Raw genomic sequence first — 23,074 nt, 5'->3', positions numbered from 1 at the left:
TATGATAACAAATAAAGCCAACTAGGAGGCCGGGTTATGCAAGAAAAAAATATAGTGAAGCTGAATGGTTTTTTTGGTGCAGCAGCAGCTGTCGCTCTTGCTGTCATAGCATTTTTTTGCTTAAGAGAGTTTATCCTTTCTGATAATATGGTATTGTTAGGTGTCGCTGTTTTCCTTATCATTGGTGATGCGGTTCTGCTTACAGGATTTACAGTTGTTCAGCCGAACCAATCAAAAGTATTCACCCTATTCGGCACGTATTTAGGCGTGATTAAACAAGAGGGCTTTTGGTTAACAATTCCATTCTCTTCGCGCAAAAAAGTATCTCTTCGAGTGATTAACTTCAATAGTGATCGATTAAAGGTCAATGACTTAGAAGGGAATCCTATTGAGATTGCGGCTGTTGTCGTTTATAAAGTAGTCAATTCCGCTAAAGCTGTTTTCGATGTGGAAAATTATCATAAATTTGTCCATACTCAAAGTGAAGCGGGGCTCCGGCACATAACGAGCCAATACCCATATGACAATTTTAATAATGATTTCGAGCTTTCGCTTAGGCAGCATTCAGATGAAGTGGGGAATGAACTTACGAAAGATCTTCAAGAAAGGTTAGCTCTTGCTGGGGTAGAGGTAATGGAAGCGAGAATCATGCACCTGGCTTACTCAAGTGAAATCGCTTCTTCCATGCTTCAGCGTCAGCAGGCAAAAGCGGTTCTGGCGGCGCGCAAAGTGATTGTCGATGGAGCCGTTTTAATGGTAAAATCAGCTATTGATCAATTAAATCATGAAAACGTTGTAGATCTTGATGAAGAAAAAAAGGCGCAGATGGTAAATAATTTAATGGTCGCTTTAGTATCAGAAAAAGGGAATCAGCCAATTGTAAATACGGGCACCATTTACTAAGGTTGTGATAATGTGGCTGAAAAAAAACGTTTTTTGCTCCGCATCGATCCAAAACTGTATGATGCGCTGGAAAAGTGGGCAGCAGATGAATTTCGCAGCGTAAATGCCCAAATCGAATTACTTTTAAAAAAAGCGTTGACGGACGCCAAAAGAACAAAGAAAGACTAGTCGCTTTCACTAAAACCCAAATCCTCCACTTTCCAAAAGGAAGGTGGAGGATTTTTCTCTTATCCGGCATGTAAGCAGCCGTGAGATTTGTATGTTAAAAATGGAGCGGAGAAGCCAAAGTCTAAGCTGGGGAGCACTGCAGCATATTGCAATATTAGCCCTGGTTCTTCTTTTCAGCAGCGGGAAGGAAAGAGCTCCCGCTGTTTGGAGTCCAATTAAAAAGTGCTCTTACTAAAAAAGGAGTTCATCACCTGCTATATATAGGCGATCCCCCCTTCTTTTTGTTCTTTCATATATTTTGTTATTATTCAGAGGCGTTGTTTTTTCAGCATCTTCACTGCTGAAAGGTTCACTTTAACTCACAAGACCGTTTTGAAAGGCATAAATAACAGCCTGAGTCCGATCTTGCACTTCGAGCTTGGATAATATATTGCTGACATGTGTTTTAACAGTTTTCAAAGAAATAAACAGCTCATCGGCGATCTCCTGATTCGCTTTTCCTTGAGCCATTAACAAAAGCACTTCCCGTTCCCGTTCTGTCAGCTCTTCATGAAGGGGAGCTTTTTGGCCTTGGCGCATTCGTTTCATCATTTTCCCGGTTACTTCAGGTTCCAGAACCGGTTCACCTTTATAGGTTTTGCGAATCGCGTCGGCGATGACACTTGCTTTAGAGGTTTTTAACAAATAGCTGATTGCACCTGCTTCCAGTGCCGGATACACTTTTTCATCATCTAAAAAGCTGGTAACAATAATAATCCGCGCTTCCGGCCATTGTTCGATAATTTGCTTTGTCGCACTGATGCCATCTGCTTTTGGCATCACCAAGTCCATCAAAATAATATCGGGCCTAAGCTGAAGAGCTTTTTCTACGGCTGTTTCTCCATTATCCGCATCCGCTACCACTTCAATATCCGGCTGTGCCATTAAATAAGCTGACACGCCGATACGCACCATCTCGTGATCATCTACAAGCAGCACTTTAATCATCAATTATTCCCCCTCTTCCGCTGCTTTCCCTGCACCAGCATCATTCAGTGGAACTTTCACTTCCAGCTTTGTTCCTTTTCCTGGAAGAGAAATGATCTTTAATGTCCCGCCGATTTCGACAGCACGCTCATGCATATTCTGCAGTCCATACGATCCGGCTTTATTCATTTCTACGTCAAAGCCGACTCCATCGTCACTGATTCTTAAAATTACAAACCCGTCCCGCCAGACATTTAACACATCCAGCCGGCTTGCTTTTGCATGCCGCAAGGTGTTGGAGATGGATTCCTGTATGATTCTAAATAAATGGTCCTCCATCCCCCGGTCCATCGGAATTTCTTCCGTTGTCCAATGAATGGAAAGAGGCACCTTTTGCGTAAGCTCAAGCAGCAAACCATCGATCCCTTCCTTTAAAGATTTTCCATTTAAAGGAACCGGCCGCAAATGCAAAAGTAAAGCCCGCATTTCCAGCTGAGATTGCTGAATCATTTCTTCCACCATTTCTAATTGCTTTGTCTCTGTCGGATTCGCTTCCCCGCGATTCTCATTGATCGCAGACATCATCATCGAAGCTGCAAACAGCTGCTGGGAAACCGAATCATGCAATTCACGCGCAAGCCGCTGCCTCTCTTGTGATATCATCTCTTCAATGAGGCTTTCCTGATTCTCCGTCTTTTCCAGGACAAGGCGCCTTGCCGCTTGCTTCTGTTCCGCTACAGCCTGCTCTAGCTGCTGAAACTTTTGTTCAATCACAGCGAAATCAGCAGTTAGCTTTTTTTCGTCTGGCACAACTTCCTTTCCAGCCACTAAAAAGTCAAGCCGTTCCTCTAGTTTCTTAATAGAGGACCATTGAAACCACCCATACAGCATTCCAAAGAACAGCGCTGTGCATAATGAAGCAACGGCAACAAAAACAGCAAATGGCAAGTCAAATATGCTCTTTTCTATATACACTTCCCAATTCGATTGCGGAAAGGTGCTCATAAAAGCGACTACAAGTATGGCTGTGATCGCCAAAATCGCGATCACAATTTGTTTAAACTGTCTGGCGAAAAAGTTCACACCCGGTTCACCTCCAAATCGCCGAATAGCGTGGATACCAGGATGACAACAACCGTTTCTGCCCCTTCTTTCTCAGCAAGCTGATGATCTTCGTAATAAAACGTATCATTCCATAGAGAAATCGGAAAACGCTGAAACATATATGCGTTTCCGGCTAGAGCCGTGTACCGGATGCGGACAGGCGTTTCGTAAGGAATATCAACCTTTACCTTACCGGCAGCCTGCCTGATGGAAATAACCGCTGTTCCCTTCGGCAATACCGTATTGCTTAAGTTAACGGTAATATCACCGATCCCTCCTTGAATGTGAATATCTTTCCATTCATAGGGGTGTTCGGGTGTCGATTGAACTGCAAACAGTCGGCTTTTCATAAAAGGATGCTTGACCGACTGGCTAGATTCCACTTCGATTGCAGGCAGATTGTTTGTTGTAAGCGAAATACCGGCAGGGTGTTTTTTGGATTGCACCAAACGGTAAATGATATACATCAATCCAGCGATAAAGACCATCCGTAAACTGCTCAAGCTTAAAAGCAGCATAAAGACATTCAGCAGTCCAATCCAAAATAACAGACGGCCAAACCAATTATTTTTCCACTTCCTCCCAAAATAGATCATCGCTACTCCCAAGAAGAGAGGAAAAACAAATTCCGCTTGATAAAGAGTCGCTTCAATCAAGATCGCTAATAATGCGGCAAGCAAAAAGATCGTGAGCAAATCTGTACGTCTCAGTTGTGACAAAGCTTTTCCTCCTTCCTCGAAAAGCGATGGTTTTTTTCAGATGAAACGAACCCGCCTTTTGCGGGTTCGTTTCATCTTCCTCAATTCTAAATCATAGCACACTTTGTTCTTGCTGTGTGTTGTTTTCTAATTGTTTTGCCCGGCGTTCTAACTCCGCAAGACGAACATCCATCAATGAAGTTTCGTAGCGGCGGTTCACCTTATTCTCTAAATTATCAATATAAATTTCCAGCTCTTCAAAGCGGCCAAATGGGCGAGCTGTTTCATGGGTGTCATCCAGTAATTTATTCATGCTATGCTGGACTCTTGCCACGTTTTCGCGTCCCATCAGCTCTAAGCGGCGAACATTCATATCTTTTAGCTTATGCTTCATTTCCTCAGCTTTTTTTTCAAGGGTGATCAGCTGCTCTTGAACCGCTTCAATCGATTCTTGCAAGCGTTCAGCGCGTTCTTTATATACCTCCGCTTCACGTCTGGCAAATGACTCCAGCTCCATTTCACCAGCCTGAGCAGCAACCTCTGCTTGTCTATTGCGCTTTTCTTCCAAACGCCGAGCCTCGCGCAGCTCACGCTCGAACTCTTGCTTTAAGATTTGCTGGCGCTCTAAAAGCTTCGCAGCCTTTTCCGTTTCCTTCTTTGCTTCACGCAAGTATTGATTCAACATCGCAATTGGATTCTTTTTCTCTTTCTCTTCCACATATTCAAATAATCCAGCTTCAATCGTACTGATCATTCTTTTAATAATATTGGTCATTTGACTCTCTCCTTTGTGATTGGTTTCATTACTTCGTTAATTGCTGCCATTCTCTTTCAAAATTAATAAATGGATCATCCGTTTCTTTCTGGACTTGCACTAGCTCTTGATCCTCTTCATTCCATTTCACATAGACCATGTATAGAACAGCTAAAGCCCCCACCCCCAGAAGCGCTGGTACATTGGCGATGGCAATAATAAAAGCGATCACACCAGCCATTCCCCAAAACCCCTTCGCCCATATTGAAGGCGTTTTTTGAATTTGAACCCAAGCGGTATACATAACCACCGCACAAATCGCCAGCCCAATAATCGGTGCCAAGCTTGTAGCGGCTATTAGGGCAGCTAGTCCACCTATACAAAACAGTATCACCTTTTTCATTTCCTGTTTCTCTCCTTTCGCTATCATGCTTTTATCATACCTTCCCTCCCGCTTTTCCATAACAATCCACAGATGGAACTTTACCTAAGACCTAAGACTGAACACCAAAATATGGAGGAACCTTGAAAAGATCTAACCAGCAGAAAATCCTAAAATAAAGGTTCAAGATCCTCCTCGTTTATCCCGCGCGTAAGATACCGCAAGCCTTCCGCTTTAAGAAAGGAAAGGAGAAGAAAACGTCTAAGAAAATGATAAAGGCGAACGTCCAAACGGGATGTTAGCCTGCTCACAACGAAAGAACGCGGAGAGAGAAACGAGTTGTTTTTCTCTCCGCGCTCTTATTTTAAGGGCTTATAAAACAGCTCCTCTTGTTCTTCTCTTCAACCGTGCGAAAGGCAAGATTGACGGGTCACTTTATAACGGAGGCAACGGGCAGGCTCTTTCGCTTTTCAAAATAAGGATCGTGAATCCATTCCCTGGCTATAGTCCGATAGCGCCTACGAAAGCAATAACAATCCATAATGTCTTTTCTACATCCGAAACAGGCTTTTGAAACTGTACCCAAGCATAATAAATAATAAGAGCAGATACGATTAATCCAAGTATCGTTCCCAGGCTGGAAACCACCATTAATGAAACGACCCCAAAAAAATGAAAAAACATGGCTATATTCACCGCTTCCTCTCCTCCCGTCTGTTTATATCCGTCTATTAATACGTTACGCTGTCAGCCCATTTCCCCAAAACAACCAAAGGAAGGAACTTTTGCTCAGACTTTAGGCGGAGTGGCCGCACAGAAGAAAAGGCAGCTATACAAAAAAGCGCCCCAAAGCTGAGGCGCCTTTCATTATTTCCGATGCATTTTAAACTCTAAAAATAATTCGTTATAATAAGCCAGCATTTTCGGGCCGAGGTTTTCGTAGACTTCAAGTCTCTTGGTCATATCATCATCCGGATAAAACCGCCGATCGTTGACCACTTCTTTGGGCAAGTAGTCTAATGCTTTTTTATTAGGAGTAGAGTAACCGACATACTCTGCGTTTCGCGCCGCCACTTTCGGGTCCAGCATGAAGTTGATGAATTTGTGAGCCCCTTCCACGTTTTTCGCTGTTTTTGGAATCACCATATTATCAAACCAAAGGTTAGAACCCTCCTTTGGCACAACATATTCTAAATGATCCTTTTCATACATGACCTCAGAGGCGGTGCCAGACCACACGACCCCAATCTTGGCTTCACCGTTCAGCATTAACAGCCGAATCTCATCACCAACAATCGCTTTGATGTTTGGTGTCAATTCATCCAGTTTTTCTTTCGCCTCCATCAGGCGCTCTTTATTCGTTTCATTCAGGGAATAGCCTAATGTGTTTAATCCCATGCCCATCACTTCCCGGGCGCTATCCATTAAAAATATATCATTCTTGTAGCTTTCATCCCATAAATCTGCCCAGCTCGTGATTTTCTTTCCACCCATTAAATCCTTATTGTAAAGAATGCCGACGGTTCCCCAAAAATAAGGGATGGAATATTGATTGTCTCGGTCAAAGGGAAGATTCAAAAAACGCCGGTCAATATACTTTAAATTAGGCAACTTGCGATGGTTAACAGGAAGAAGCAAATTATTTTTCTTCATTTTATCAATGGCATATTCGGAAGGAATGGCAATATCGTAAGCCGTTCCGCCCTGTTCAACTTTTGTCATCATCGCTTCATTTGAGTCAAATGTTTCATAAATCACTTTCATACCTGTTTCTTTCTCAAATTGCGCAATTAATTCCGGGTCAATATAATCGCCCCAGTTATACACCGTCAAGATATTGCCTTCCGTCTGCCCGGTAGAAGCGTTCAGCCGGGAAACGATATACATAAGCAGAAAGGCCATGGCCAAAACAACAATCAGGCCGCGAATCAATTTATTCATTTTCTCGCCCCCCATCCAGCAGGGCGGTTATTTCGTTGAGCAATAAAGTGATAGCCGATGACGAGAATAACCGTTACCAAAAATAATAACGTGGATAACGCATTAATATTTAATGAGATTCCCCGGCGGGCAAGCGAATAAATTTCAACAGATAAGGTGCTGAATCCATTGCCTGTTACGAAGAAAGTCACCGCAAAATCATCCAGAGAATAAGTCAATGCGAGAAAGAAGCCTGCGAACACTCCCGGTGAGATATAAGGCAAAATCACTTTGGAAAGAACCTCCCAATGACTGGCGCCTAAATCCCGAGCCGCATCGATCAATGAAGTGCTCATTTCCTGCAACTTTGGCAATACCATAATCACAACGATCGGAATGGAAAATGCAATATGCGACAGCAGCACAGACACAAACCCGAGCTTAATCCCCAGCATCGTGAATAAAATTAAAAATGATGCCCCGATAATGACATCCGGGCTAACAATCAAAACATTATTAAAGGACAGCAGCATATTCTTAATCATCCGCTTCTTCATATAGACAATAGCCAAAGCCCCTAGAACGCCGATCGCCGTGGAGATGGCAGCGGACAAAAGGGCAACAATAATAGTATTTATAACAATAATCAGCAACCGCGTATCCTGGAACAGTTCTTTATACCACTCCAAAGTAAAGCTTTCGAAATCATTCATAGTTCCGCCGCTGTTAAATGAGTAGAACATTAAATAAAATATCGGCGCATACAGAACTATAAACATAAAAACTAAATAGGCTTTTGACCAAGCGGTATTTCTTCTCATCTTATTGTGTCCCCCGCTTTCTCGAACCGGTCATCAGCATGATAACCACCATCGTAATAATTAAAAAGACAGCAATAGCTGATCCCATTCCCCAATCTTGCGTCACCAGAAAATGCTGTTCAATTGCTGTTCCCAAGGTAATCACACGGTTTCCTGCAATTAAACGAGTGATCATGAAAAGCGACAGCGCGGGAATAAAAACTGCCTGAACGCCAGATTTCACTCCGTCTAGTGTCAGCGGAAACACCACCTTGCGAAATGTGGTCCAGGCAGAAGCCCCAAGATCGCGCGAGGCGTCGATCAAGGTTGGATTCATTTTATCCAACGCATTAAAGATCGGCAATATCATAAACGGAATAAAAATATATACAGACACAAAGATAAAGCTAAAGTCGGTAAATAGAATTTGCTGCGGTTCTGCCCCTATGAATTCTAAGAAACGATTGGCCGCTCCATAAGTACCGAAAATCCCTAGAAATGCATACGCCTTTAACAGCAAATTAATCCATGACGGCAAAATAACAAGCAGCAGCAGGAGCTGCTTATGCTTTGATTTCGTAATAATGTAGGCCGCTGGGTAGGCTATCAGCAAGCAAAATGCCGTAATTAAAAAAGCATACCAGAAGGAACTGGCCACCATTTTTAAATAAACGGGTGTCAAGAATTTCTCGTAATGGCCAAAGGTGAAGTTTCCGTCTAGATCAAAGAAAGAATAATAAACAACTAACAGAATGGGAGCAATGACAAAGAAAGCAATCCAAAGGTAATAGGGAAACAAGTACAGACGGTGCATTCTAGTTCTCATGGCTGACCTCATCATAAGATTCTAGCCGTCTGTCAAATTCTTCTTCTGTTTCCCCCAGTCTCATTACATGAATGGCTTCAGGACCAAAGTCTAACCCAATCGCATCGCCGACTCTTGCCTTTCTCGTTGAATGAACCAGCCACTCGTTTTGTTCCTCATCACAGCAAAGCATTTCATAATGCACTCCGCGGAAAAGCTGCGAAACAACTCGCGCTTGAATTTTCCCTTGCTTCCATGAAGTGATTTCTAAATCTTCCGGACGAATCACCACTTCCACAAGCTCATTTGGATGGAAACCCTGATCGACACATTTAAAGGTTTTACCGGCAAACTCCACTTCAAAATCTTTCCTCATCCTTCCTGACACGATGTTCGATTCCCCGATGAAATCAGCGACAAAACGGTTGATCGGTTCGTCATAAATATCTGTCGGTGTCCCGCTTTGTTCTATTCTCCCTTCATTTAAAACAAAGATCTCATCCGACATCGCCAAAGCCTCCTCTTGATCATGCGTAACGAAAATAAAAGTAATCCCTAACCGCTTCTGCAAGTCCCGAAGCTCATACTGCATTTCTGTTCGCAGTTTCAAGTCAAGAGCAGATAATGGCTCGTCTAATAAAATAACCTCGGGCTCATTCACGATGGCTCGAGCAATGGCGACACGCTGGCGCTGGCCCCCGGACATTTCGGTAATCTCCCTGCGTTCATAGCCGTTCAGGTTGACAAAGCGAAGCGCTTCCTTAACCTTTTGATCAATCACTTCTTTATTTAGTTTTTTAATGCGCAAACCGAAAGCCACATTTTCATAGACATTTAGATGAGGAAACAGCGCATAATCCTGAAACACAGTATTCACCTGGCGTTCATTCGCAGGTACGTGGTTGATCCGTTTGCCATTAAAGAAAATATCTCCTTCGGACGCTTCTGTAAACCCGGCAATCAGCCGAAGAATCGTCGTTTTGCCGCATCCCGAAGGGCCAAGCAGTGTGTAAAACTTGCCTCGCTCAATTTCAAAGCTCACATGATCAAGGACAACCGTATCATGGTCATACTGCTTAGTCACTTGATCAAAGCGAATAATCGTATTCTCTCTCATAATTACCCTCCCAATTAATTATCCAGCATGCAAGATGCCGTAGGACTCTCCTTCAGGACCGAAGCAGAAAAAGTCTGAGCAGGAATTTGCCGTACCTAAATGCACGATTCAGGTGACAAAGGTGCTGCAGCAGGACGCTGCGATGTGCAACAGTTGGGATGAAGCCCCCCTGCCATTGAAAATTGCTTTATAAATAGGAGTTCGTCACAGTTAAAATCAGCTCTGAAGGTCCGTCAAAGTCATTGATAATCTGGTGTTCATCGGACGAATGAAAATAGATCGCTTCCCCCGCCTTCGCGAAATAAGTCCGACTCCCCAGCTGAACGATCACTCTTCCGCATAATACATAGCCAAACGTTTCCGCTAAGGATGGCTCAAATCTTTTAAATTCGCCGTTCTTCTGTAAGACGATCTTGACTGGCTCCATCTCTTTTTCATTGGATTCCGGCACAAGCCACTGTATTTGATAGCCTTTCTCTTCATCTTTATATTCTGTTTGCTCTTCCTCGCCGTACACGACTTTTTGTTCCCGTTCCACTTCATCAAAAAAATCTTTTGGAGAACAGCCAAGCACCTCCAAAATATGAAAAAACGTTTCGATGGATGGAGAGCTCAGATCCCTTTCAAGCTGCGAAATATAGCCTTTGCTTAAATCCGTCCGTTCCCCAAGTTCCTCTTGAGTTAGCCCCTTCTTTAAGCGTAAGTTTTTAATTTTCTTTCCAATTTCCATCCATTTACCTCATTCAGTTTATAATTAGTAAACTTCCAGTCAATAAGGTTTACTATTACCAAACCTTAAGTTTACGTTCAGCATTTTATTATAATTGTTTTCTGTTGAACTTCAATCTTTTTTTAGTCACCAAAACGATTTTCTTTATTTGTCAATCTAATCAACGGATGATAAAATAATAAAATGAATGACAGTCAGTCAGAGATTTGGAGGGTACTTATTATGACAGAAATGATCGACGGCAAATACAATCAAATTCTTCAAGCAGCGATCCAAGTGATTTCTGAAAAGGGACTGGACAAAACCTCGATTTCGGACATCGTGAAAAAAGCCGGGGTGGCTCAAGGAACCTTCTATCTCTACTTCCCCTCCAAAAAAGCCCTTATTCCTGCGATCGCAGAAAATCTGCTGAACATCACTTTAAATGAAATTAAAAACGGAACGAAAGACAAGCAAGGTTTCTGGGAAATCCTTCGAATTATAATTGAAGAAACCTTTCATTTAACGAAAACTCATAAGGAAGTAATTATCCTTTGTTATTCCGGATTGGCCATCGAGCATTCTATGGAAAAATGGGAGGCGATTTATGAGCCTTATTACCGCTGGCTTGAGGATCTCCTTGCCAAAGCGGTGTCCCAGCAAGAAATCGTGGCATCCATCAATATCGGCTGGACAGCAAAAATGATTATTAATTTAATTGAAAGCGCCGCAGAGAGGTTTTATATTGCCGAAGATGCAAGCAGGCTGAATGCCTTTAAAGAAGAAACCTTTTCTTTTTTACAGCGGTCACTGGCTAAATCGCAGCGCGGTTAGCCAATCACATGGAGGAACCTTTGTTTCTGGAATGCATACCTGATGCATTCCAGCAGTTTATTAAGAAAATGAATGACGATCATTCACAACAGGAGTGTATACATTGAATTGGCTTATTGTTTTTATTGCAGGTATTCTTGAAGTCGTTTGGGCTACGGGTCTAAAGTACGCAGATTCCGTCATGGACTGGATTTTGGTCGGCTCTTTGATCGCCATCAGCTTTGTCATGCTGATTCATTCGTACAAAACAATCCCGCTGGCAGCTGCTTACACTGTTTTTGTAGGAATCGGCACAGTCGGCACTTACTTTGTCGGAATTTATTTAGGAGAGCCATTTTCCATCCGTCAGCTGATTTTTCTCATCATGCTGCTAGTAGGGGTTCTGGGCATGCAAATCGCTACAGAAACAAAAAAGAAATCATCCAGAGGTGAAAATGTATGAGTTGGGGATTTTTAATTTTGGCTGGCTTGGAAGAAGTGATTGCAACTATTGCCATGAAATATGTGGATGGCACGAAGAAGAAGCTTCCTATAGCCGTTATGGTCATTGGATTTTTCTTCTCCTTCTATTGCTTATCACGAGCCATGCTGGAACTCCCGGCCGGTGTAGCCTATGCTGTTTGGACCGCGATTGGCACGACCGGCATTACACTTGTCAGCTTCTTCTGGTTTAAAGAAAGTTTAAACAAGCTTCAAGTTATCTCTTTACTCCTTATTGTAATCGGAGTAGCGGGTTTAAGATTTACAGCCTAAACGAGAAAAGGCAGCTCCCTTCACCGGGGAGCTGCCTTTTTTTCTTAAACTGGTCTTCCGTTTGATGAGCATGCTTTCCCTCTATTGCATTGAAACGGACGCTAACACTTCCTGAAACGTCTTAATCACCGTGTCCACTTCTTCATAGCTGATCGTTAAGGCTGGCTCAATGCGAATCGTTTTGGAATTTATAAGCGTTCCAGCTACCAGAATCCCCTTGTCAAACATGCCCTTGGACACTTCATAGCCAATTTCGTCTTGATGGAATTCAATCCCGATCATTAAGCCTTGACCGCGGATTTCGAACACTTTATCCTCATGGCCCTTCGCCGCTTCTCTCAAACCATTCAGGAAGTATTCCCCTACCTTGGCTGCTCTTTCCGGAAGCTCCTCCTCCAGCAATACGCCAATGGTGGCGATGGCTGCCGCACATGCCAGCGGATTGCCGCCAAATGTAGTCGTGTGCATAAACGGATTATCAAATAAATGCTTAAAGACTTTTTCATTTGCAACGACCGCTCCGGCTGGCATCACTCCGCCCCCGAATGCTTTAGCCAAGCAAATAATGTCCGGTTCAACATCAAAAAGCTCGGCTGCAAACATTTTTCCTGTTCGTCCCATGCCTGTTTGAACCTCATCAAAAATAAGCACGGCCCCGTATTCATTACAGAGCTCCCGGACTTCCTTCAAGTAGTTAACCGGAGGAATGATGATCCCGCCTTCACCTTGAATCGGCTCCAAAATAACCCCCGCTACGTCTTCACCGACAAGCGCACAGGATTCAAATGTTTTTCTCATCATCTCGATATCTCCAAATGGCACATGACGGAACCCTGGAATTAATGGAAGAAACGGTTTGCGGAACATTCCTTTCGCCGTGCCTGAAAGAGAACCTAAGCTTTTGCCATGGAAAGCGCGCGTGGTCGCAATAAACGTGGAACGGTCGCTGGCCATTTTGGCTATCTTCAGGGCAGCCTCCACACTCTCCGTTCCGCTGTTCGTAAAGAAAGCATACTTTAAATCGCCAGGTGTGATATCCGCCAAAATTTTTGCCAGCATGGCGCGGAGCGGATCAAGTAAATCCTGGCTGTGCAGCGCTTGGCGCTGGAGTTGATCCGTCACTGCTTTGACGACTTTAGGATGGCGGTGTCCAACGTTATAAATGCCAAATCCTCCTAAACAATCAATGTATTTCTTCCCGTTAATATCGGTAAAGCAGGCGCCTTCATCCGACCATTCTACTGCCGCAAATTGACCTCCTTCCGTTACGGTTTTGCGGTAGGCAAGAAAACCCGGATTAACATGTTCCCGAAAGCCATTCACTGTTTCTTCGGTGACCCAGCGGGCTTCTTCTTTCGTCACTTCTTGCTTGGCGATCAATGCCAGTACGTTATCAATATACTCCTCTACTTGCTGTTTGCTTTTGTTTTGAATATGAATGCTCATGAATACGTCCACTCCTATCCGTCCTATTAGTTTTTGAACCATCCTGTTTCTTCTACTTGCATATTAATGTTAATCTGTTTAATCTCCTGAAATTCTTCTAATCCAAATGTGCCCAAGCTGCGGCCGATTCCGCTCTGCTTATAGCCGCCCCACGGCGCTTCATTGTACGTTGGATGATAGGAGTTGATCCATGTAATACCCGCGCGCAGCTTCTTAATGACACGCATAGCCTTTGCTCCATCGGCTGTGAACACTGCTCCCGCTAAGCCGTAATCGGTGCCATTGGCCAGCCGGATCGCTTCCTCTTCACCGCTGAATTTCTGGATCGCCGCTACAGGACCAAAAATTTCCTCTTGAACGATTCTCATCTCTAAAGTAGTATCCGCAAAAGCGGTTGGAGCTACAAAGTATCCATTGCCAAGGTTCTCGCCTGTTAAGCGCTCGCCGCCGAATAACAGACGGGCTCCTTCCTTCTTTCCAAGTTCAATGTAGCTGAGCACTTTCTCCATATGCTCCTTGCTCACGAGCGGACCCATTTCAGTTTCTTCGTCTAATCCGGGACCTACTTTGATTTGTTTCGCCCGCTCCGTAAAACGCTTGATAAATTGATCGTAAATGCCCTCTTCCACTAGAATTCTGGAGCCGGCCGAACAAACCTGACCCGAACCGCAATAGATGCCGAATAGCGCATAGTCCACAGCCACATCAAAGTCAGCATCTGCGAAAATGATGTTAGGGGATTTGCCTCCCAGCTCTAAAGAAACCTTCTTTATGGTGTCTGCCGCCGCTTTCATAATATGCTTGCCCGTTTTTGTACCGCCTGTAAATGAGACCATGTCGATTTCTTTATGAGAGGCGATTTCATTTCCCACTACCGGACCGGCACCGTGAACAAGATTGACAACCCCTTTGGGCACTCCGGCCTCCTCGATTATTTTTATTAGGTTGGTCGGATTAATAGGAGTGATCTCCGACGGCTTGAAGACGATCGTGTTTCCGGCTGCTAAAGCTGGAGCAATCTTCCAAACGCTCATTAACAAGGGAAAGTTCCAGGGAACGATTAAGCCGCAAACGCCAATAGGTTCTCTGACAACCATGGCTTGCATCGGATCAGCTACGTGGTAGGTTTGACCATCCGGCTGTGTGATCATGCCGGCATAATAGCGGAAACAGGCAGCAGCATCTCCCATATCGAATCCGGCTTCACGCAGGGGCTTGCCGTTATCCGCCGTTTCCAGCTTTGCCATTTCTTCTGCTTGCTCTTCAATTTTATCGGCGATCTTATATAAATAAGCGGCACGTTCCATTGGCGGAAGATCCGACCAGACACCGCTTTCAAAAGCCTCCCTCGCTGCAAAGATCGCTTCTCGTGCGTCGGCAATGGTTCCTTCAGCCGCGTAAGCAATCACTTCCCCCGTAGCCGGATTGATCACTTCGCGTGTCTGGTTGTCGCTCGCATCCTTCCACTTGCCGTTAATATACATCTTCACATCAAGAACCTGCTGACCGTTGACTGCGGATGCTTTCCGTGTTTCTAACATACTCATCATCCTCCTTGTAATCAGTGTGCTAAATATAATGCAATTATTATGCCAATGTCCTTAGGAGATGCTTGTTTTTTCAGGCTCTGTTTTTCCTTCATATGACGGCTTGCGGTTTTTTAATCAATAAAAAAAAGAGCGCCTTCCTTTTCTGTATCTCTCCTAAGCTTATGTGGCATTCAATCTATGCATGAATGCATGATGTATGAAAATAAGCATAAAAAAAGAACCGCACTTGATCCTATACGGCTCTTAAGCTATTTACATAGAAGATTCAAAAGCTGTCTTTTGTTCTTCTATAATTTTTTTGTACTTGCGGCTGACGGATGATTGGCTGATGCCGAGGGCTTTCGCTGCTTTCGTCGTTGTTTTATATTGCCGCATCGCCAGTAAAACCAATTGTTCTTCCACATCCTCTAAAGCTTCCTGCAGCGGTATCACTCGAGTGAATCTCGGTTTGGATTTCTTGAAATCATAGCCCAGCGGCAGGAACCGGCTGACAAATTCCGCATCCAAAGCAGCGTCATCAGCAGAAACGACGAGCCGTTCAATGATGTTTTGAAGCTCTCGCACATTTCCAGGCCAGGAATAGAACTCAAGAACATTCACAGCATCCGGCGTCAAATAGAAGCTTTTATCATATTTATCGTTTAACTGCTGCAAAAAATGAAAGGCCAGCAAAGATATATCTTCAGTTCGCTCCCTTAGTGGCGGAATGGTGATCGGAATCACATTTAACCGATAAAATAGATCCTCACGAAACGTACCTTGCCCAACCATCCTTTCTAAATTTTTGTTCGTAGCTGCAATGATTTGCACATCTACTTTCCGGGCGGCAGTGCTGCCTACCGGAGTGACCTCCTGCTCCTGCAGCACCCTCAGCAATTTCACCTGCAAATGCAGCGGCAATTCGCCGATTTCGTCCAAGAACAGCACGCCCCGGTCAGCCATTACAAAATACCCGTCCTTTCCTTCTTTATCAGCTCCTGTAAAAGCTCCTTTCACATAACCAAAAAGCTCACTTTCAAGTAAGTTTTCGGGAATCGCTCCGCAATTAAGCTTCAAAAAAGGGTGGGCCGATCTTTTGCTAAGCTGATGGATGGCCTGGGCAATCACTTCTTTTCCTGAACCAGACTCTCCAGTAATTAATACGGTGGAGGAAAATTCGGCAATCTTCTTAATGAGCGTCATGATTTTTTCCATTTTCGGGCTGCGGTACATCAGTTTTTTCAGCGTACGATCCTGATTTTTAAAGCTGTCCAGTTCTCTCTTGTATTGCTCAGAAATTTCCTTCATTTTCTGCAGTTCACTTTTTAATCTTGTTGTTTCCGTTATATCTCTTGATGCGATGATGATTCGGTCAATTTCTCCCGATTCATTAAATACGGGATTGCCAACCGCCAAAACTTTCCTTCCATTCTTGCCTTCCTGAACAACCGACACTTTCTTTTTCTGTTCCAGAACAAGCCGCGTAACGGACGGACTAAATAAGCCTTGGTCTTCAAGTTGCATAATGTTGTGACCCAGCAAATCCGCTAAATCCGTCTCCCAAAACCCCGGAAGAGCATTTTCACTGTAGCGGATCAGCTCTGCTTTATGATTCACAACTAATATTTCATCATAGATCGTTGATAAAATAGCGTTTAAATCTGTATTTAAGTTTTGAATATGTTCGATTTCCATCGCCATTTCTTCAATTTTAGGAATGTCTTGAACAACGATCAGCATCCCTTCCAATTCTTGCTCTTGATTCATGATGGGACAATAATCCAGCAGCACGCCCGTTTCTTCCGTCAGCTGCACTTGGTTTAGAATGGTCTTTCCCTTGGCAAACACACTGTCAATATGATCTGGATGAAAAATCAAATGGGCCGGCTGACCCATCACATTCTCAGAAGTTGTTTTCATCATTTTCAAACCTGCATCATTGCAATTAATAATCTTTCTTTCCCTGTCAACGACAAACATCCCCATCGGAATAGAAGTAAGCAGTGTCTCTATTAAATTCACACTTTGATTCTCTTGTTTAAACAATTCTGCCATTAATTCTTCACGCTTTAAATAGCCGATAGGCTGCTTTTGATCATCCGTCACAATGGTCAGCGGCTTGCCCATCACTTGAAAGGCCAGAGGAAGTGAAATATTTTTATGGACATGATAGAGGTGGTCAATAGGAATCGAGTGAGCGAGGAGCGTCTGATATAGGATCTTCCCTTCGTCTTCCATAGGAATATTTTTCAAGTGAACGTAGGATAAGAGCTTACGCTGGCGGTAAATAAATAAAAAGGGGGCCTTTACTTTGGTAACATCAATATAGTCTCCCTCTTTATAATCGTCGATAGCTATGGTCATCATCGGTTTTACTTTCTCTTCATTGATCGTAAACATATTTCCTCCTCCTTCAGCAGCCTGCCCTTTCTTCATTTTATCAAAATTTTAAAAAAAGATTAATTATTTAGTTAATTTATAAAGACAGACAGGAACCCGTCTTCTAAGATCGGTTTCTATTGCTGATGGAGCATGGCCTAACAAAGGGCACAGATTGTTCAGTCAATGAAAAAAGACTGCTTTTGCCGCAATACAATGAATGGAGACCATTTATGTATTGCGGCAAAAGCCAGTCTTAATTCAAGTCAATCGAATCAATTCTTCTTTTACCTCGTTAAATTTCAGCGAAGCGGCCGCGCTGGCGCATTAACTCGCGGTTTAATTTCGGGTTTACCTCAAAGGCTGCGCGCCCATGAAGCCAGAAAAGATTGTTTAGCATAACTAAATCACCGACAGGCAGCTTCAGTTCAATGACGCTTTCGTCGTTTTCCATAGAATCGGACAGCTCTTTTAAATACTTGGCCTCCTCAATCGTATCCGGATAAACAAATTGATCAATATAGCAAATGCAAGGCTTATTATGATGATTAAAAAAAGTAGCCCGCTGCACTTCTTGGTCAACATTTTTGCTCTTGGGCGCTTGATACGTAAACTTATGAGTCGCTAATGGATGAGTAGAGAACTTACCGAGATCCTTCCAGTCATCCAAATGCAGCAAACGGGATTCTCCTCCGGCCGCATGTTCTTCTGTCATCTTCATCATCAACAGCCAGTCGGTTGGTTCATCCACAAATGTTCCATCCGTGTGCAAGGTAAACAAGCGATACGCTTGACGCAAATAAGAATCACTGGAATCCGTATGAGCAACGGTAAAACGCGCATAATATTTTCCCGTCATCGAATCAAAGTTCGGCGTGCCGACCAAATGAGTTAAGGCTGTAGCAAAAATGACGTATTCATCCTTATCGGCGGTTACATCCTGCAAGCCAATTGTATATCCCCCTGTCTCCCGGTCATGAAGAATGCCTCTTACTGTTTCCTGGAAATCATCCCCTGTTAATTGCAATAAATAATCTGCGATAATTCTTCTGGAATATGGCGTATATTCTAAATGCTGAACTGTTATTCCTTCCTCTTTAACTCTTGTCAAAAAGTTTTGAATCACGCTGCGGTCGATGTCAATATGGTAAAGACGGCCGCTTTGCGGATGAGACTTCACTTCGTAGCCTGCTGTTTTCTTGATAAAGGCTTTCCCCTGTTTTGCTAATATGCTCATAAAAAATTCCTCCCAAATGGTTCGTTTTTAGGTCTCAGGCAAGAAATAAAAAAGCCAGTTTACGCTCACCTTAAAAAGGGGATCATAAACTGGCCAATATTTACTTCCCAGCTCCATGGAAGTGGAGTCACAGTAAATATTTCAGTCGGTTATTTATTTCAAACACAAGAAAGACCGTTTTCGACTATTACCCACGTTGCTGAAAAGGCTGTTTTCATCAGGTGAGTATCTATTATTAACTATAAATAGTATATGACAGCGCTTACGAACTGTCAATATTTTTAGACTATTATTGTTATTATTTAACTGCTTTGATCACTTGCTGATAGTGCAAATACAGATCATTTAAAGCAGCTGCTAAGGCATTGGCCGCTTTCCCTTTATAAAATTGCTGAAGCTCGTGCAGCGGCTCCTCAATCCCATCCTTCAAGCTGGCTCCCCGCAGCAGCTGGCCAATGAAATTCCTCCCGTGCTCCGTTGCCAATGTACAGGAAGCCTCCAGGATGACCGCATACTTCGTATCAATTTCTGCTGTAATCGTGAGTGTATCAAAAACGCTTTTAGCCGCCATTCCTTGAGGAAGCCTGGCGTGACCAGCGATAAACATCACTTTTGAATTCATCATTGTATGGCCCCTTTCTTAAAAGCTCGCCGCTTCCGTTAAATGCGGCTGTGCTGCAATTTGTCTGACGATTTCTTTGCCAATTTCAATCGAAGCCGTCGCTGCCGGTGACGGGGCATTGCAAATATGAATGCTTCTTTCTCCAGGGATAATGTAGAAATCATCCACCATGCTGCCGTCGGTCTTCAGTGCTTGCGCGCGAACACCTGCGGGAGCCGGGATTAAATCCTCTGCTTGAATTTCTGGAATTAATTCTTGCAAGCTAGCAACGAATCTAGCCTTGCTCACTGAACGAAGCATCTCTTCAATGCCTTCCCCCCAAAACTTGCTTGCAAGCTTCCAAAATCCCGGATATCTCATAACCTCTGAGAAATCTTTTAAGTTAAAATCCGTCTTTCGATATCCCTCGCGTTTAAATCCTAAGACAGCATTCGGCCCAGCATCCACCTCCCCGCCGATCATGCGGGTAAAGTGAACACCTAAAAACGGAAATTTCGGATTAGGCACCGGATAAATCAGATTTTTTACCAAATGCCTCTTCTCCGGCACTAATTTATAATACTCCCCGCGAAAAGGCACAATTTTCACATCCGTTTTGTAGCCCGCCATATTTGTGACACGATCGCTATGCAAGCCTGCACAATTAATGAGAAATCTTGTTTTATATGTTCCTTTGCTCGTTTCGATGGTAATCTCATCATGTGACTCAGTAATGCCTTCGACTTTTGTTCCGAGACGGATATCCCCTCCGCTGTCGCGAATGATTTCTCCGAGTTTTTCACTGACTTGCTTGTAGTTGACAATCCCTGCTGCTGCGACTTTAATCGCTGCTACACCATTGACATGCGGTTCGATTTCTTGCAGTTCTTCTTTGCCAATTTTGCATACATCCAGCTCATTTTCAATTCCCCGCTGGTATAGATTATCGAGCAACGGCAACTCTTCTTGTTTGGTAGCCACGATGACCTTTCCGCAAATATCATGTTCAATTTGATACTTTTGGCAAAATTCCTTCATCGATTGGTTTCCTTGGCGAGCAAAACGCGCCTTATAGCTCCCGGGCTTATAATAAATTCCGGAATGGATCACGCCGCTGTTATGTCCTGTTTGATGCCGGGCAAGCTGTCGCTCCTTTTCCACCAACAACACCTTCGCATTAGGATAGCGCTCGTACAAAGCCTTAGCTGTGGACAGTCCGACAATCCCCCCGCCTACTACACAAAAATCGTACATTCAGCCTTCCCCCTGTTCGCAATGATTGATGAGCTTGCTTATGTTCCTTCGGGTGCCTTTAACCCTTCCATGTAAGCAATCAAATTATTTTTAGTTCTTACAATGTGATATTCGATAGCCGCCTTCAATTCTGCCGGATCATTCCGCTTCACCGCTTCATAAATAAATCGGTGTTCACGCTGTGTTTCTGAATAATAATCAGCCAGCAAGCTCGGAGCGATCGGGGAAATCCCAAGATTCTCCACAGCCTTAAGCAGCCTTGTCCACGGACAGCCTTTGCGCACCAGCTTATGGAAGCGTTCATTTAATTGAATATATAATTCATTTGTTTCATCGGTTAACTGCAATGCCTCCATCTGCTGCAATATTTCTCCAAGCTCTTCTTTATCTGTTTTCGTTAAAAAAGGAAGAGACCTTTCCGCAGCCAGCCCTTCTAAAGAAGCCCTCAAAGAATAAATTTCTTCAATATCTTCCTTTGTAATTGGCGTAACCACTGCTCCTTTATGGGGAATAATTTGAACCAGCCCTTCCGATTGAAGCTGCCCGAGCGCCTCGCGGATCGGCATCCGGCTGACATTGAGAAGCTTGGCCCAATCTTCTTGAATTAACCTCTCCCCTTCTTCAAATGTGCCATTCAGTATAGCCTGTCTGAGATGTTTTGTTACATAATGGACGACCGTCGTTTTATCTTTAGCTGGCTGAACATTCATACTTGCACTCCTCATCATAAATTGCCATGTTCAAGAGATATAGATCATATTGGATACAAAAAATTTACCATAAAGATGACTGAATTGCAAGATTATTTTGTATAACCTTAATTTTAGCTGATCTTTATACTCAAGGATCCTAAAAATCTTTTCATCCTTCAGAAGATTGTATACAATCTTCTGGAGGATGATCAATTTATTTAACGCCAAGGCACCCCTCTATAAAGTGAATCTTCAAACGGCGGGAGCTCATTCGTCCTCCGCTGCAGAAAAGAAGAAAAGCTAACATCGCAGCGCCTTTGTCACCTGCAACGTGCAGCCTTGAAGGGGGCTGCTTGCTGGAAAATAAAAAAGCAGAACGGAACATATGTCCCATTCTGCCGCTGATTTCATGATCCAAATGACGAGAAAACGAACTTCTTATCTTACTCCCTTCATCATGCTTTGAATTTTCGGAGCTACAAGAAAGAGAAGCACTCCGAGAAGAATAGACAGGCCTCCAATGACGCCAAAGTAAGCAACCTCTGTGTTCTCCGAGTAGAAGCCGACAATCTGCGCATTGATTGCTTGAGCGGATGCGTTAGACATGAACCACAGGCTCATTGTTTGCGCGGAGAAAGCGGATGGCGCCAGCTTTGTAGTTGCCGCCAGACCCACCGGCGACAAGCATAATTCCCCGATCACCACTAGAAAGAAGCTGCCTGCGAGCCATAATGGATTCACAAGGGATTCTGTTCCATTGATATAAGCCGGAAAGATCATAAGCAAGAACGAAAGGCCTGCAAAAATAATGCCGAGAGAAAATTTTCTTGACGTGGACGGCTGACGATCGCCAAGCTTTGTCCACATCCAAGCAAATACCGGCGCTAATAGGACGATAAATAACGGATTCAGTGTTTGAAACCAAGATGATTGCAATTCTATACCGGCAAATTCTAATTGAACCCGATCATTTGCGTATACGGCTAAAATATTGGCCCCTTGCTCTTGAATGGCCCAAAACATCATAGCAGCGATAAACAGCGGGATATAGGCAAGCAAACGCGAACGCTCCACATCAGTTGTTTTGGAGCTGAGGTACATCACTATAAAATACGCAGCCGGAATAATAATTCCTAAAATGCTGATAAATAAAATGAATCGATCTAATGTTAAATAGCCGGTTTGATAGCTGATTGCTCCGACGATCAGAATTACAATGGCGCCAGCAGAGAAGATGCCAAATGCTTTTTTGCGTTCCTCAGGACTTAACGGATTCGGCACGTACATCCCGGCCAATCCCAAATTTTTCTTCTTTGTCATCATAAATAAAACCAATCCGATAAACATTCCAACGGCTGCGATCCCGAAGCCCAGATGAAAATTATATTGCTGACCGATCGTTCCGACAATCAGCGGTGCAAGTAAACCGCCCATGTTAATTCCCATATAAAAAATACTAAATCCAGCATCACGGCGAGTATCCGCATCTCTGTAAATATCCCCCACCATGCTTGACACATTCGGTTTCAAAAGACCGGTACCGATGATGATGAACGCCATGGATACAAACAAGGCCATCGCGCCCGCCGGCAGCGCTAAGATGATATGACCGAACATAATCAGCACGCCGCCGTAGAATACGGTTCTAGATGTTCCCAGAAGTCGGTCAGCGATCCAGCCGCCAATGATGCCTGACATATACACGAGTGCTCCATAAATGGACATGATGGCCAGCGCCGTGCTCTTGTCTAAGCCAAGCCCGCCTTCTGAAACAGAATAATACATGTAATAAATCAGTATAGCTCTCATACCATAGTAAGAAAAGCGTTCCCAAAATTCAGTAAAAAATAATGTAAACAAACCTTTCGGATGTCCGAAAAACCCTTTTTGCGGTATACCCTGGACAATCTTTTCTTTTAGTTTAATGTCCATATTGCAACCCCTCCCTAATCTTGCTGTCCTCTCCATTGTCAGTATTGTCCAAAAATTAAACAGAGAGAATATTAAATATAAACTATCTTAT

At 43.6% G+C, this 23,074-nt stretch carries 24 protein-coding genes; 5 read left to right on the top strand and 19 right to left on the bottom strand.

What is annotated here, in order from left to right:
* Positions 1 to 36 precede the first annotated feature (36 nt).
* On the top strand, positions 37 to 903 hold the full coding sequence (locus CEF20_RS00750) for an SPFH domain-containing protein (protein WP_100330061.1): 867 nt from the start codon (positions 37 to 39) through the stop codon (positions 901 to 903).
* Between the two features lie 12 nt (positions 904 to 915).
* Complete coding sequence (locus CEF20_RS16450) at positions 916 to 1,071, top strand: type II toxin-antitoxin system antitoxin (protein WP_157796164.1); 156 nt, start codon at positions 916 to 918, stop codon at positions 1,069 to 1,071.
* Between the two features lie 354 nt (positions 1,072 to 1,425).
* Here CEF20_RS16450 and CEF20_RS00745 read toward each other — a convergent pair whose 3' ends face one another.
* The 11 genes from CEF20_RS00745 to CEF20_RS00695 form a co-directional block, all read right to left on the bottom strand.
* Positions 1,426 to 2,058 (bottom strand): response regulator transcription factor, encoded by a 633-nt coding sequence (locus CEF20_RS00745; protein WP_100330060.1) that lies wholly within the window; start codon positions 2,056 to 2,058, stop codon positions 1,426 to 1,428.
* Positions 2,059 to 2,061: 3 nt separating this feature from the next.
* Positions 2,062 to 3,120, bottom strand: coding sequence for a sensor histidine kinase (locus CEF20_RS00740; RefSeq protein ID WP_232713312.1), 1,059 nt, complete (start codon positions 3,118 to 3,120; stop codon positions 2,062 to 2,064).
* Complete coding sequence (gene liaF / locus CEF20_RS00735) at positions 3,117 to 3,860, bottom strand: cell wall-active antibiotics response protein LiaF (protein ID WP_100330059.1); 744 nt, start codon at positions 3,858 to 3,860, stop codon at positions 3,117 to 3,119. The genes CEF20_RS00740 and liaF overlap by 4 nt, the downstream gene beginning before the upstream one ends.
* Positions 3,861 to 3,951: 91 nt before the next feature.
* Positions 3,952 to 4,614 carry a PspA/IM30 family protein gene (locus CEF20_RS00730; protein ID WP_100330058.1) on the bottom strand — a complete coding sequence of 221 codons (663 nt, stop codon included), beginning with the start codon at positions 4,612 to 4,614 and terminating at the stop codon, positions 3,952 to 3,954.
* A gap of 28 nt (positions 4,615 to 4,642) precedes the next feature.
* A complete protein-coding gene (locus tag CEF20_RS00725; protein WP_157796163.1) occupies positions 4,643 to 4,996 on the bottom strand; it encodes a lmo0954 family membrane protein in 354 nt (117 codons plus the stop codon).
* 480 nt (positions 4,997 to 5,476) lie between these two features.
* The gene (locus CEF20_RS00720) at positions 5,477 to 5,671 is read right to left on the bottom strand and encodes a hypothetical protein (RefSeq protein ID WP_100330056.1); all 195 of its coding nucleotides are present in this window, start codon (positions 5,669 to 5,671) and stop codon (positions 5,477 to 5,479) included.
* A 171-nt stretch (positions 5,672 to 5,842) separates the two neighbouring features.
* On the bottom strand, positions 5,843 to 6,916 hold the full coding sequence (locus CEF20_RS00715) for an ABC transporter substrate-binding protein (RefSeq protein WP_100330055.1): 1,074 nt from the start codon (positions 6,914 to 6,916) through the stop codon (positions 5,843 to 5,845).
* Entirely contained in the window at positions 6,913 to 7,716 is an 804-nt protein-coding gene (locus CEF20_RS00710; protein ID WP_100330054.1) for an ABC transporter permease, read from the bottom strand. Before CEF20_RS00710 ends, CEF20_RS00715 begins: the two co-directional genes overlap by 4 nt.
* 1 nt (position 7,717) lies before the next feature.
* Complete coding sequence (locus tag CEF20_RS00705; protein WP_100330053.1) at positions 7,718 to 8,521, bottom strand: ABC transporter permease; 804 nt, start codon at positions 8,519 to 8,521, stop codon at positions 7,718 to 7,720.
* Positions 8,511 to 9,617 (bottom strand): ABC transporter ATP-binding protein, encoded by a 1,107-nt coding sequence (locus CEF20_RS00700; RefSeq protein WP_100330052.1) that lies wholly within the window; start codon positions 9,615 to 9,617, stop codon positions 8,511 to 8,513. The genes CEF20_RS00705 and CEF20_RS00700 overlap by 11 nt, the downstream gene beginning before the upstream one ends.
* 187 nt (positions 9,618 to 9,804) lie before the next feature.
* On the bottom strand, positions 9,805 to 10,347 hold the full coding sequence (locus CEF20_RS00695) for a helix-turn-helix domain-containing protein (protein ID WP_100330051.1): 543 nt from the start codon (positions 10,345 to 10,347) through the stop codon (positions 9,805 to 9,807).
* 222 nt (positions 10,348 to 10,569) lie between these two features.
* Here CEF20_RS00695 and CEF20_RS00690 point away from each other — a divergent pair, with 222 nt between their 5' ends.
* The 3 genes from CEF20_RS00690 to CEF20_RS00680 all read left to right on the top strand — a co-directional run bounded on the left by CEF20_RS00690 (position 10,570) and on the right by CEF20_RS00680 (position 11,913).
* A complete protein-coding gene (locus CEF20_RS00690) occupies positions 10,570 to 11,160 on the top strand; it encodes a TetR/AcrR family transcriptional regulator (RefSeq protein ID WP_100330050.1) in 591 nt (196 codons plus the stop codon).
* A gap of 103 nt (positions 11,161 to 11,263) precedes the next feature.
* On the top strand, positions 11,264 to 11,602 hold the full coding sequence (locus tag CEF20_RS00685) for a DMT family transporter (RefSeq protein ID WP_100330049.1): 339 nt from the start codon (positions 11,264 to 11,266) through the stop codon (positions 11,600 to 11,602).
* A complete protein-coding gene (locus tag CEF20_RS00680) occupies positions 11,599 to 11,913 on the top strand; it encodes a DMT family transporter (RefSeq protein WP_100330048.1) in 315 nt (104 codons plus the stop codon). The genes CEF20_RS00685 and CEF20_RS00680 overlap by 4 nt, the downstream gene beginning before the upstream one ends.
* Before the next feature lie 81 nt (positions 11,914 to 11,994).
* Here the strand turns inward: CEF20_RS00680 and CEF20_RS00675 are convergent, their stop codons facing one another.
* The 8 genes from CEF20_RS00675 to CEF20_RS00630 form a co-directional block, all read right to left on the bottom strand.
* Positions 11,995 to 13,359, bottom strand: coding sequence for a putrescine aminotransferase (locus CEF20_RS00675; RefSeq protein WP_100330047.1), 1,365 nt, complete (start codon positions 13,357 to 13,359; stop codon positions 11,995 to 11,997).
* 26 nt (positions 13,360 to 13,385) lie between these two features.
* Complete coding sequence (locus CEF20_RS00670) at positions 13,386 to 14,900, bottom strand: aldehyde dehydrogenase family protein (RefSeq protein ID WP_232713311.1); 1,515 nt, start codon at positions 14,898 to 14,900, stop codon at positions 13,386 to 13,388.
* Between the two features lie 261 nt (positions 14,901 to 15,161).
* Positions 15,162 to 17,288 (bottom strand): sigma 54-interacting transcriptional regulator, encoded by a 2,127-nt coding sequence (locus CEF20_RS00665; protein WP_100330046.1) that lies wholly within the window; start codon positions 17,286 to 17,288, stop codon positions 15,162 to 15,164.
* 274 nt (positions 17,289 to 17,562) lie between these two features.
* Positions 17,563 to 18,504 (bottom strand): glutarate dioxygenase GlaH, encoded by a 942-nt coding sequence (gene glaH / locus CEF20_RS00660; RefSeq protein WP_100330045.1) that lies wholly within the window; start codon positions 18,502 to 18,504, stop codon positions 17,563 to 17,565.
* A 298-nt stretch (positions 18,505 to 18,802) separates the two neighbouring features.
* Complete coding sequence (locus CEF20_RS00655; RefSeq protein WP_408607773.1) at positions 18,803 to 19,129, bottom strand: DUF3870 domain-containing protein; 327 nt, start codon at positions 19,127 to 19,129, stop codon at positions 18,803 to 18,805.
* A gap of 15 nt (positions 19,130 to 19,144) precedes the next feature.
* Complete coding sequence (gene lhgO / locus CEF20_RS00650; RefSeq protein ID WP_100330044.1) at positions 19,145 to 20,359, bottom strand: L-2-hydroxyglutarate oxidase; 1,215 nt, start codon at positions 20,357 to 20,359, stop codon at positions 19,145 to 19,147.
* 38 nt (positions 20,360 to 20,397) lie between these two features.
* Positions 20,398 to 21,069, bottom strand: coding sequence for a GntR family transcriptional regulator (locus tag CEF20_RS00645; RefSeq protein ID WP_100330043.1), 672 nt, complete (start codon positions 21,067 to 21,069; stop codon positions 20,398 to 20,400).
* A gap of 420 nt (positions 21,070 to 21,489) precedes the next feature.
* Positions 21,490 to 22,983: a peptide MFS transporter gene (locus CEF20_RS00630; protein ID WP_100330040.1), complete on the bottom strand. Its 1,494-nt coding sequence runs from the start codon at positions 22,981 to 22,983 to the stop codon at positions 21,490 to 21,492.
* Positions 22,984 to 23,074: the final 91 nt, after the last annotated feature.

The organism is Bacillus xiapuensis (assembly GCF_002797355.1).
GTDB lineage: Bacteria > Bacillota > Bacilli > Bacillales > Domibacillaceae > Bacillus_CE > Bacillus_CE xiapuensis.
Note: the sequence above shows the minus strand (reverse complement) of the source record. Positions and strands in the feature narration are given on the sequence as shown.